Annotated in this window: 8 protein-coding genes and 1 pseudogene; 4 read left to right on the top strand and 5 right to left on the bottom strand. The window is 51.6% G+C overall.

Annotated features, from left to right (window positions below; translation table 11 throughout):
- Positions 1–76 precede the first annotated feature (76 nt).
- The 3 genes from IPN95_16890 to IPN95_16880 are packed head-to-tail and all read left to right on the top strand — an operon-like array spanning position 77 to position 2,759.
- Positions 77–712, top strand: a complete 636-nt coding sequence (locus IPN95_16890; GenBank protein ID MBK9451046.1) for a hypothetical protein — start codon at positions 77–79, stop codon at positions 710–712.
- Positions 713–762: 50 nt separating this feature from the next.
- Positions 763–1,860: a hypothetical protein gene (locus IPN95_16885; protein MBK9451045.1), complete on the top strand. Its 1,098-nt coding sequence runs from the start codon at positions 763–765 to the stop codon at positions 1,858–1,860.
- Positions 1,860–2,759 carry a tetratricopeptide repeat protein gene (locus IPN95_16880; GenBank protein ID MBK9451044.1) on the top strand — a complete coding sequence of 300 codons (900 nt, stop codon included), beginning with the start codon at positions 1,860–1,862 and terminating at the stop codon, positions 2,757–2,759. The genes IPN95_16885 and IPN95_16880 overlap by 1 nt, the downstream gene beginning before the upstream one ends.
- 40 nt (positions 2,760–2,799) lie before the next feature.
- Here IPN95_16880 and IPN95_16875 read toward each other — a convergent pair whose 3' ends face one another.
- The 5 genes from IPN95_16875 to IPN95_16855 all read right to left on the bottom strand — a co-directional run bounded on the left by IPN95_16875 (position 2,800) and on the right by IPN95_16855 (position 8,172).
- On the bottom strand, positions 2,800–3,483 hold the full coding sequence (locus IPN95_16875) for a hemolysin III family protein (protein MBK9451043.1): 684 nt from the start codon (positions 3,481–3,483) through the stop codon (positions 2,800–2,802).
- A gap of 105 nt (positions 3,484–3,588) precedes the next feature.
- Positions 3,589–4,833, bottom strand: coding sequence for a DEAD/DEAH box helicase (locus IPN95_16870; GenBank protein ID MBK9451042.1), 1,245 nt, complete (start codon positions 4,831–4,833; stop codon positions 3,589–3,591).
- 161 nt (positions 4,834–4,994) lie between these two features.
- Positions 4,995–5,450 (bottom strand): hypothetical protein, encoded by a 456-nt coding sequence (locus IPN95_16865; protein ID MBK9451041.1) that lies wholly within the window; start codon positions 5,448–5,450, stop codon positions 4,995–4,997.
- Between the two features lie 270 nt (positions 5,451–5,720).
- Positions 5,721–7,775 carry a CHAP domain-containing protein gene (locus IPN95_16860; protein ID MBK9451040.1) on the bottom strand — a complete coding sequence of 685 codons (2,055 nt, stop codon included), beginning with the start codon at positions 7,773–7,775 and terminating at the stop codon, positions 5,721–5,723.
- A gap of 229 nt (positions 7,776–8,004) precedes the next feature.
- Positions 8,005–8,172 (bottom strand): hypothetical protein, encoded by a 168-nt coding sequence (locus tag IPN95_16855; protein MBK9451039.1) that lies wholly within the window; start codon positions 8,170–8,172, stop codon positions 8,005–8,007.
- A gap of 66 nt (positions 8,173–8,238) precedes the next feature.
- Between IPN95_16855 and metH the strand changes: the two are divergent.
- Positions 8,239–11,939: pseudogene (gene metH / locus IPN95_16850) on the top strand (methionine synthase).
- Positions 11,940–12,016 lie beyond the last annotated feature (77 nt).

The raw sequence follows: 12,016 nt of genomic DNA, 5'->3' as shown, positions 1-12,016 counted from the left end.
TCTCGCCTTGGCGAAACCAAATGTTTTTGCAAAATTGAGTGAATACCCTCAGTTTTCGCCTAACATCAATACAGGGATGGAAAGTATTCGTCTTCTTCATTCAGTCGCAGGGATTGTTGTGGCAGTCGCTGGATTGCTGCAAATCATTCTGCCCAAGCGAGGTGCAAGGCACCGTGTCGTTGGACAAATTTACTTCTGGGCGTGGCTGTTGATCGTACCAACCGGTGCGATGCTAGGGAGTTTCCTGATCACCTTGTTTGGAGCGCTCGGGCTCTACATGGCTTTTACCGGCTACCGAATTGGTGTTCGACGTCAAGCAACGCTTGCAATTTTTGACAAGGTGGTGGTTGTTGCGGGTTTCCTCTGCGGATTGGCAACTTTGGCTTGGGGGGTATTCCTGTTGGCGAATAAGGTGAATTTCGGAATTGTCGGCTGCTTTTTTGGCCTGATCTTCAGTCTCGCAACTTTTCAGGATATCCGGCTTTTTTTCCTTGGCAAAGGCGGAGGAAAGATGGCTGGTCATAAGCTTCACTGGATTTTTCTGCATTACGGCCGGATGTACATTTCTTATATTGCTGCCATGACTGCGTTTACGGTTATCCAAGAGGTCTTCCCTTGGGGATTGGCGAATTGGATCTTGCCAACGGTGCTTGGAACGGCCCTGCTAATTGTCAGCGGTCGCTATTTCAAGAAGAAATTCGGGGTCATCTGAGGGGCCATTTCAAGGCAACAAGTTCTGTTTTTCGCTACCTTGCCAGTCAAATGCAATATTTGATCGACACTGCAAGGCCGGTTCCGATTTTCCGCCGTTTGTCATTCCAATTGGGGCTGATCGTTTTTGCATTGGCCTTTTTGCTGTATGCCAAAACCGGCAGTTTCGGCTATGCTTGGGACGATGCAATCGTGATCACGGAAAATCCACGCGTGCAGCAAGGTTTTTCCAATCTTGGAAGCCACTGGGAATTGCACAATTCGGGAATTCTGGCGGATCAAAATGGGTACCGACCGGTGGTCATGACGTCGTTTGCTGTCGAATTTGCCCTTTTTGGCGCCAATCCCGGGATTTCCCATTTGCTGAATGCCTGTTTTTACGGGCTGCTGTGCGCGTTGGTATTCCTGGTTCTGGCGCGTTTGTTCCCCGGAAAAGGATCTGGATTCCATTGCTTGGTCGCGTTGCTGTTTGCCATGCATCCCCTGCATGTCGAGGCCGTGGCCAATATCAAAAGCCGTGATGAGATCTTTTCCATGGGATTCTCGCTGTTGAGTCTGCTGTTGCTGCTGCGGTTTTACGACTTTCGAAAGCCACTCGCTATGCTGGGTTCGGTGCTGGCATTTGCATTGGCCTTCCTATCCAAGGAAAGTGCATTGGCATTTTTGGCGGTGATGGGAATGGCGATTCTGATGCAGCAAGGGACGATGCGCAGGAAACTTGTCGCCGTTTTGCCATTGCCCGTCCTGCTGATCGCGGCTTATTGGATCATCAGTTGGGTCGTCGGTGGGCGACCGAATGTGACCGTTGATCCATCGACCGGCATTTTTGCCGAAGACAAAAGTCTGGGCAATGCGATGTTTGCCGCTGCAAACACCACGCAGTTTATTCCGACTGGCATTGCATTGATGCTCAGGTATGTGAAGCAATTTATTTTTCCTTGGCCCCTGGTTTATTATTCGGGTTACGACCAAATTCCTCTGGTGGGCTGGACGAGCCCTTGGGTTTTGGGGTCATTGGCCGTTTTTGGTCTCTGGCTTGGAGTGGCGATTGGATTTTGGAAGCGGACAAGGTGCCTGCCTTCGCCTTGGTGGCTTTTGTTGCTTACATGGCGATCTACGGACATTTTATTCGCGTCCTTTCAGATTTGATGGCGGATCGTTTTATGCTTGCGCCTTCCCTCGGCCTTTGCTTGATGCTGGGTTGGTTGATTGCCAAATTAACCCGTTTTGATGCCGTTGATGCCAAGGAAAGTACGCTGAAGTCGCTGGCAAAGTCGGTGTGGATCAATGGAAAGGGGTTTTTTCTGACCATTTCCTTGTTCGTCCTGGTTTTCGCCTGGCGCAGTTGGGACCGCATTCCGGTTTGGCGCGACAACTTGTCCCTTTTTGAGGCAGATATGCCCAATTTGGAGCGTTGCGCACGCTGTCATGTGTATTATGCGGGCGCGCTCCTGCAGGAATTCGAAAAGGGAAAAGTAGCCAATTCACCCAAGATCGAGGCGCATTACCGGAAAGCCATCGCGATCACCCCAAAGGTTTACAATGGCCGCATCGAATTGGCGCAATTCCTTTACAATCAGAAGCGTTACGCCGATGGCGTCGAAGTGATGAAGGCCTGTTTGCAACAGTTTCCCGAAGCGCCAAGGGCCTACTATTTCTTGGGTTACGGTCAATATTTCAGCGGAAAATATGCCGAGGCAGCCAAAAATCTTCAGAAATCCGTCGAAATGGCCCCCCTTCGGCAGGATGCTCCCTATTTTCTGGCTTGGGCACTTTACTTCGAAGGAAAACAACAGGAAGCCATTGGATCGGCCTTGAATTCGATTTCGAAATTTCCCCAGAATGATCAATTCCGCGATGCTTTGAGTGATTTTTACTTCGGAAGTGGAGAAGTTGAGTCTGGATTCGAAGTGCTGAAATCAGGAATTTCCTCGCTCCAATCTCCCTTGTTGTACCGGAAAATCATCCAACGGTACACGGAGTCCAACCAACCCGAAAATGCCCAAATCTGGCGAGAAAAGGCTAAAAACCAGGGTGTCGCCCTTTGATCTTCTTCCTTCGAATGGTGATTCGGACGAAAAACCCCGATCAGATGGGCATGCAATACAGGGCGATCATCAGGTAATGAAAGATCGTGCCACCCAACACAAACAGGTGCCAAATCGCATGGGCGTAGAGCATTTTTTCCATCCGGTAGAAGATCACCCCGATGCTGTAAGAGGCTCCGCCGGCCAACATCAGCAGCAATCCCCCGATGGGCATATGGTCGAGCAGCGGTTTGATCGCCACAATCGCCATCCAGCCCATCAGCAGGTAGACGATCGTGGAAACCTTGTCAAATTTGCCGGTAAAAAACAGTTTGAACGTCACGCCAAACAAGGCCAAGCCCCAAATCACGCCAAACAAAGTCCAGCCCCAAACGGGCGGAAGCATCAGCAAGGATACGGGCGTATAGGTCCCTGCAATCAGAATATAAATGGATGCATGGTCCAAAATTCTGCAAATATGCTTGAGTTTGGGCTCGACCACGGCATGGTAGACCGTCGAGGATGAATAGAGTACGATCGTGCTGCCACAAAAAACATTGACGACCACCAGGTGGATGGCGGAACCTTTCAAATAGGCGATCAAAACAAGATTCACCAAGCCAATCAGGCTCAAGAGTAGCCCAAATCCGTGAGAAATGCTGTTCAACAGCTCTTCTTGCGCCGTCTGCGGACGGTGTTTGGAGGCTTTTTGGCCGCCCCTGCTATTTTCTGGAAGTGAGGTCATTGCGAATTTTGAATGCAAAAAACGGTGAAATGATTGGTTCCTTTTCTACCAAACCGAAATTTTATTGAAGCTGCCAAGCCGTCTCATTCCTTTGCACTGAAACGACTATTTCTTCCGCTTTTTCTCCTTCTTTTTGGCCTCTACGGCCTCGATTTCCGTCATCAAAGCCCGCCAATCATGGGGATTTTCCTTGCTTTCGGCGATCGTGTCTTCGTAGGTCTCGCGGTCAAGGTCCAATACCTCGACAGGCTTGTCCAGATAGGCTTCGATTTCCTTCAGGACTGCTTTTTCATCGGAGCTGCAAAACGAAATGGCGATTCCTTTTGCGACGCCACGACCTGTTCGGCCTACGCGGTGCACATAGTTTTCCGCAACTTCCGGGAGGTCGTAGTTGATGACGTAATCCACGTTGGGAATGTCGATGCCACGTGCGCTGACGTCGGTCGCAACGAGGATTTTGTTGGTTCCTTTGCGGAATGCGTCGAGAATTTCCGAGCGCGTTTTCTGATCCTTGCCGCTGTGAATGGCCTCACTGTCGATTTCGACGCGCTTCAATGCTGCGACAACCCGCTCCGAACGCACCTTGGTGCGCACAAACACGAGAATTTTACTCTCGGGATGGTCGCGGACCATGCGTTCGAGGAAAAAGCGCTTGTCGTCCATTTCCACGAAGGCGACGGCATGGCTGACGTTCTTCGAAACGGGATCCTTCGGGGAAATCTGAATACGAATGGCGGTGCTATGCACCAAGGAATAGGCCAATTTCTTGATTTCCTCGCTGATCGTTGCGGAGAAAAACAGCGTTTGCCGCGTTCTTGGGATGTAGCGAATGAGGTCGCGGATGTCGTCGATGAACCCCAAGTCGAGCATGTGGTCGGCTTCGTCGAGGACGAGGATTTCGACGTCGCCAAGGTAGAGCGCACCTTGGTGGCGCAAGTCAAAGAGCCTTCCGGGCGTGGCTACGAGCACATCCACACCACGTTTGAGCGTTCCAATCTGCATTTCCTGTTCGGTGCCGCCAAAAATCGCCAGCGAACGAAGGCCCATTCCTTTCCCTATTTGGTCAAAGACCTGCCGGATTTGGATGGCCAATTCGTGGGTTGGGCACATCACGAGGCAACGCGTGCTGCCTTCGCGGCGGTTGCGTGGCACCTTCCGGAATAGCAGGTCAAGCACTGGAATCACGAATGCTGCCGTTTTGCCCGTGCCTGTCTGCGCAATAGCAAGCACGTCTTCCCCCTTCATGATCGGCGGAATCGCCTTGTATTGGATATCGGTCGGGCGCTTGAAGCCGGCCTCGATCAGGTTGGCCTTGATTTGTTCCGCGAGCTTGGCATCTTCAAATTTCATGGCACAAAGATAGGAGAGGAATGGGAAGAAGCGGCAGGGTGACCCGATTCCGTTTTTTCGTTCTACTTGGTTAAGGGCGATGTTGGCTTTTCTTCAAAAACGATGCAGAACCTTCGCTAAAATTCCATTCAACAAGGGAGTGTAGAAGGCCACAATCAGTGTTATTCTTCGACTGTTGGCCAACCTTCGTAGTATTTAGCCACGAAGGCATCCCATTTTTGGATGGCAAAATTTCGAAACAAGGGCGCGATTTCTTTGAAGGCTGGATCAATATGTTGTTCTTCCACCTTGCCGCGGTCATAGTCCATGCCGGCCAATTGTCCTCGGATAGCGTATTTTTTTCCGTGAACATGCATGAGGAGTTTAACCCCTGCAGGTCCTGCTCCGTCGGTTTCGATGACGTAAATAAAGGAGCTTTCTGCAAGTCCGTCCCTATCGAGATCAGTGATTTCCAAGGAGCCTGGTACATATTCTGGCCCGCTGAAGACATCCTTGTTGAATTCCTTGATTTCCCAGTTGGGAAAGATACTGTCATGCCGCACCTGAAAACTTCGAGCATAAATGTTGACAGTGAAGTCCTTGTCAGCGACCATGCCATGTTGTTTTTCCGAAATCACGAGCCAATTTTCCCCATTCCGATCATCCCATTTTGCACCATCTGTGATCTTTCCTTCGATTTGGGCAGTTTGGGGAACTTTTCAGCGAGGAATGGAAGCATTTCCCAGGTGTCCCTCAAATTGGGATTGGCAGGCGTTGCTTTGAATTCGCAGTTGAATCGACGGCATTGGACCATCTGGACTGAATCAATTGGCCGCGAACAGCCAAACAGGCCACCCAGCGCAATCAGCCATGCACCGAATACCAAAGGTAAAGCGCGCGATTTCAATCTATTCACCCGGTCCAGTGGCACCGCCTCCTTGCTTAAGATTGTTGACGACATCCAGCTGACCTTCCGCGAGCGAGTTGATATACCCCTTCGTTTGCGCAAACGCAGTCAATGCCGTTGCCAATTTGTTAATTGGGCCTAGGAGCTCAGCCTCGCTGACCTCAGGTCCAGCAAACGGCAGTGCAGGTTTCTTGGGATCGGGCTTTTCACCGAAATTATTGAGTGAGAGGCGAGAGATGTAGACAATTTTGCCAGAGTCATCTGGATCCGTTAAGTCATACACACGGCCTTGAACGCGGTTGCCTGCATTGCCTTCGATCGTATAAATCTTGTGGCCATCTAGCCGCTCAACCATAGTCGTGTGGCTGTAACCCTTGTCTGTGAAGCTGTTGGCAGTCTTGTTGGTGGAACGTTTCACGATCATGACATCGCCAGCTTGCGGCTTGAAGTGATCCGTAAAAAACTGGTCCACGAGTTCCTCGCGTTTTGCTTTGTCGTCCTTGTTCTTGACGATTTCCTTATGCAAGGTTACAAATGACTCGTCTTTCTTGCCTTCGGAGCGACCCACATGTTGCCCTCCTTGGTCAGCACTGTAGTCAAAGGATGCCTCTTTTCCATGCCTCCCAACCTTGTAGCCTGACCAAAGCTCGCCATTTGGATCCTTTCCTTTGTTGTTTTTGAGGCCCGCGACGGTTTTGTATACCGTTCCCAAGAAAGCTGTACACCATACACCGCTCGATTCTGCCCCGACGCTTGACTCGTAATAGTTTCCGAGCAACTTTTCCTCGTCCTTGGTGAGGCCATTGCCCTTCCATTTATTCTTGTCGCCGCTTCCTTCGAGGTAGATACTGCCAATGAGCCATTCGACACGCGCAGCTGTTGCCGCCAATTGGCCGATGACGCGCACTTTTTCTGACGAATCCGGAGTGGGTTGGTCTTTGTAGGTGGCGATTTTGGGTGGATACTTGGCAATTTCCGCCCTTGCAAGCGTGATCAGTTCCTTTGCTTTAGCCTTGCGCGCTTTTTTATCGGTCAACCCATCCAATTCCTTGATTTTGTCGGTCAATCCGGGTATCGGCTTCGAATTCATTTCCTCGGTCTTGGCTTTCGTAGCCTCCGTTTTGGCGGTTGATGCGCTGCCTTCGGCATTGTTTTTGGCAGCCAAACTTGCCTCTGAATTGCTTTTGATCCCAGCCGCAGCCGTTTCTGTTCCTTTTTTGAGGCTAGCGTTGCCTTTTTGCTGACGGTAGGCCGATTGGAGGTCAGTGATGCCTTTTGTGCTGCTAATCACGGCCTCTGCTTGTGAGATTTGGGCAGCAGCAAACGATTTCTGCTCCGAGGCCAACTCTTGTGAAGCTTTGGCGGCCTCAACAGCTTTTTTTGCGGCATCCGCAGCAGCACGGGCTGCAGTGGCAGCTTCGCGTGCCTTCACAGCGGCAGCTTTTTCCGGCTCGCCGGCATCGGGGAGCTTGGCATTGGCCTCTGCATTGGTGGCCGCAGTTTCCGCTTTGATTGCCTCGGACTCAGCTTCCGCAGCGGCCTTTTCTGCTGCAGCAGTGTTGGTAGATGCTTGTTCCACAGCGATTTGGGCGGCAGCCAGCGAACCCTTGGCAGTCAATAGGGCGGCTTCTGCATCCGCAAGCGCAACGCCCTTGAGTTCGGCGATTTTCCCCTGCAAGACCGACACATAGTCGGTGAAGTCACTCTTGAGCTTCTTTTTGTAATCGTCGTTACCCCATCGTTGGTCGCCATTGAACCAACCTGAGCGTTTGTCAGCCCATTCGATAAAGGAATTGGCCTTGGCCACGAAGGTGGATTTTACTCCCATATCCGTGATTTGAGCCCCTTTGAGGTCTCGGTAGGCCTCAAAATCCTGCCGCAACTTTTCCTGTTCAGGCGTGCGGTCATTTTTCATTTGCACAGGCTGATTGCCCGACATCTTCGCTTGGACAGGGCCTGCGCTTAGGGAAAACTCCGGCGGAGACATCGATAGACCGCCTTTTTCCTGCTGGGACTCCTGCGCGGGTTGCTGCGACTTTTGAATGGGCTCTTTCATGACAAACTTCTGGCTTTAGACTAGCGTGAAATTGCGAAATGTTATGGAAATGAACAACTCGTACGAACAGTTAAATGGGCATATGGCGATTTTTCGATTGGGACTTGCTGTTTGTTTGAAGCCTTTCAACTGAATCAATCCGGCAAGCAGGCAAATTCCCAAGTTATTTGGCGATTTGTGGAGATGGGAGTTGTATGCCAATCCATAGATTATTTTGTCATGGGAAGGATTATGAGAAAATTTTGAAATAATTATCGGTGTCATGCGGGCTTATTGCCAATGATTCTTCTGTATTCGCATCAGATGAGCCCTGCTTCTCCTGCATTCCCGATGAAGTGCCAAATATGTCCACTTTTCTATGCAAAACCCCTGTCATTTTCCATTCTCCATTTTGCATTGTTTTACCTACCTTTGTCCCTCTTTTTCAAAGTAGTTGAGAATTATCAGTTCAGCGAAGCAAATGATGCTAGACACCCTGAAATCGCTGTTGAATGAACGTATTTTGGTCCTTGATGGCGCCATGGGTACGATGATTCAGCGTCATAAATTGGATGAAGTCGCCTACCGCGGCGACCGCTTCAAGGATTTTCCGCATTTTGTGCAAGGCAACAGTGATTTGCTCGCACTCACGCAGCCTCAAATCATCCTCGATATTCACCGGCTTTACCTCGAGGCTGGCGCGGATATCCTGGAAACCAATACCTTCACCAGCACCTCCATCGCGCAGGCCGATTACAAGATGGAACATTTGGTGCACGAGATGAACGTCGCTGCAGCCCGCCTCGCCAAGCAAGCTGCGGACGAATATACCGCCAAGGATCCGTCCAAACCCCGTTTTGTCGCAGGTTCGATCGGCCCCACCAACCGCACAGCCTCTCTTTCGCCTGACGTCAACGACCCCGGATTCCGTGCGGTGAGCTTTGACGAACTTGTCGAAGCCTATTTGGAGCAAATTGACGGCCTCGTTGTCGGCGGCTGCGATCTCTTGCTGGTCGAGACCATTTTTGACACCCTCAATGCCAAAGCTGCGATCTACGCGATCGACAAGTACATGGAAGAGAAGGGTTTGGCCATGCCGGTCATGATTTCCGGCACGATCACCGACCAAAGCGGACGTACGCTCAGCGGTCAGACGACCGAAGCCTTTTGGATTTCCGTTGCACACTGCAAGAACATCCTGAGCATCGGCTTGAATTGTGCCTTGGGTGCTTCGCAAATGCGCCCATTTATCCAGGAAATGGCCCGTATCGCCAACGTACCTGTAAGTGCGCACCCCAACGCAGGCTTGCCCAATGCCTTCGGCGAATATGACGAGTCGCCCGAAACCATGGGCAAAATCATCTGGGATTTCCTTCGAAGCGGCTTCCTCAACATCGTCGGCGGCTGCTGCGGCACGACGCCCGACCACATCCGTGAGATCGCCAAAGTCGCCGCCAATTTCAAGCCAAGAGAAATTCCAACGCAAGAGCCTTTTATGCGCCTGAGCGGTTTGGAACCCTTGATTGTCAGGCCGGATACCAATTTCCTCAACGTCGGTGAACGTACCAACGTGACCGGTTCGCGGAAGTTTGCCAAGCTCATCAAGGAGGAAAACTACGAAGAGGCTGTCAGCATTGCCGCTGATCAAGTCGAAGGTGGCGCACAGATCATTGACATCAACTTCGACGAAGGCATGCTCGATTCGGAGGCGTCCATGAAGAAATTCGTGAACCTGATCTCTGCCGAACCCGACATCGCCAAACTGCCTTTCATGATCGACTCGTCCAAATGGTCGGTCATCGAGCAGGGCCTGAAATGCCTTCAGGGTAAGGGAGTTGTGAATTCGATCAGCTTGAAAGAAGGGGAGGAGAGCTTCATCCGGCAGGCGAAGGAAGTCTTGCGTTACGGTGCGGCTGTGATCGTGATGGCATTCGACGAAACTGGCCAAGCCGATTCCTACGAGCGCCGCATTGCGATTTGTGAGCGTGCCTACCGTATTTTGGTGGACAAGGTCGGATTCGCCCCGCAAGACATCATTTTTGACCCGAATATTCTGACCATTGGCACGGGCATCGAAGAGCATAACAATTATGCCATCGATTTCATGAAAGCCACCGAATGGATCAAGGCAAATCTGCCTTATGCCAAAGTCAGCGGCGGCGTGAGCAACTTGTCGTTCTCTTTCCGGGGCAATGATCACGTCCGTGAGGCGATCCATTCCGCGTTTTTGTTCCACGCCATCGCCAAAGGCATGGACATGGGCATCGTGAACGCGGGCATGATCGAGGTTTATGCAGAAATCGACAAAACCCTGCTGGAATTGGTGGAGGACCTGATCTTCAACCGCCGTGAAGATTCCACGGAACGTTTGATTCAGTATGCTGATGCCGTAAAGGGCGGTGTGAAAAAGCCCGAAGAAGAGCAGGAATGGCGCAAAGGATCGGTCGAGGAAAGGCTGCGCCATGCGCTCGTGAAAGGCATCGTGGAATTTGTCGTCGACGATACGGAAGAGGCAAGGCAGAAATTCGAGTTCCTTTGGAGGTCATCGAAGGGCCGCTGATGGATGGCATGAACGTGGTCGGTGACCTGTTTGGCGCCGGCAAGATGTTCCTGCCGCAAGTGGTCAAAAGTGCGCGGGTGATGAAAAAGGCCGTCGCACACTTGATCCCGTATATCGAGGCGGAGAAACTGCGTTCAGGAAATCAAGGTCCGAAGGGTCGGGTTTTGATGGCCACGGTCAAGGGCGACGTGCACGACATCGGCAAGAACATTGTGGGCGTCGTGTTGGGCTGTAACAACTTCGAAGTCATTGACATGGGCGTGATGGTGCCCTGCAATTTGATTCTGGACAAGGCCATTGAAATCGGCGCGGATGTGATTGGTCTGAGTGGATTGATCACGCCAAGTTTGGACGAAATGGTTTTTGTGGCAAGCGAAATGGAGCGTCGGGGAATGAAGCAGCCATTGTTGATTGGCGGTGCCACGACAAGCCGCATCCATACTGCGGTGCGGATTGCCCCACAATATTCGGGTGGTGTGATCCACGTATTGGATGCCTCAAGGGCGGTTCCAGTGGTGCAAAACCTCGTTTCCGACGAAAATAGGCCGAATGCATTGGCGCAATTTGCGCAGGAGTACGAATTTTTGCGCGAAGAACACGCCAAACGCCGCAACGACAAGCGCTACCTTCCCTACGATCTCGCAGCGATCAACGGTGAAGCGATCGACTGGGCGCAGTACGAAATTCCGGCTCCGAATCAGCCGGGCGTGACCGTGATCAAGGACTTCCCGATGGCGACTTTGGTCGATTATATCGATTGGACGCCGTTTTTCCAGACTTGGGAATTGCATGGCAAGTTCCCCGCCATCCTGACCGATCCGGTGGTCGGCTCCGAGGCCAACAAGCTCTACAACGACGCGGTGGCTTTGTTGATCGACATGGTCAAAGACAATACGTTGAAAGCCAACGCTGTTGTCGGCATCTTTCCCGCACAGCGCGTCGGCAGCGACGACGTCAATGTTTACGCGCCCGGATCCGACGAATTGCTGACCCAATTCCATTTCCTCCGTCAGCAGAATGAAAAAGCTGCCGGCACCTACAACTTGTCCTTGGCCGATTACATCGCGCCCGAGGAGAACGGAAAAATGGACTATATCGGCGGCTTTGCCGTGACCGCAGGCATCGGATTGGATCAATTGGTCGCGCAGTTTGATGCGGACTTGGACGACTACAACAGCATCATGGCCAAGGCCTTGGCTGACCGTTTGGCCGAGGCATTCGCAGAATGTCTCCACCAAAAAGTGCGCAAGGAGATTTGGGGCTACGCCGCGGACGAGACGCTCGGCAACGAGGATCTGATCCGCGAAAGCTACCGTGGCATCCGTCCGGCGCCAGGTTATCCAGCCTGCCCCGACCATACGGAAAAGCGCCTGCTGTTTGACTTGCTGAATGTCGAAGAAAACACCGGCATCACTCTCACTGAAAGCATGGCCATGTGGCCTGCCTCTTCTGTATCAGGATTTTATTTTGCGCATCCGCAGTCGCGTTACTTCGGACTGGGCAAAATCGGGGAGGACCAGGTCGCCAATTACGCCCAACGCAAAGGCCTCACCAAGGCCGATGCCGAAAGGTGGTTGGGACCGAATCTGAATTACGAACCGGAGAGAGTGAAAAGTGAAAAGTGATAAGATAAAAGTGAAAAGTCCTGTTGGGTTTCCAGCTTTTGGGTTGGTTATTCGATGACCAGAGGAGGATTCTAGAT

The sequence above is a fragment of the Bacteroidota bacterium genome (genome assembly GCA_016718825.1).
GTDB lineage: Bacteria > Bacteroidota > Bacteroidia > J057 > JADKCL01 > JADKCL01.
This window is presented reverse-complemented; position numbering and strand designations above follow the sequence as displayed.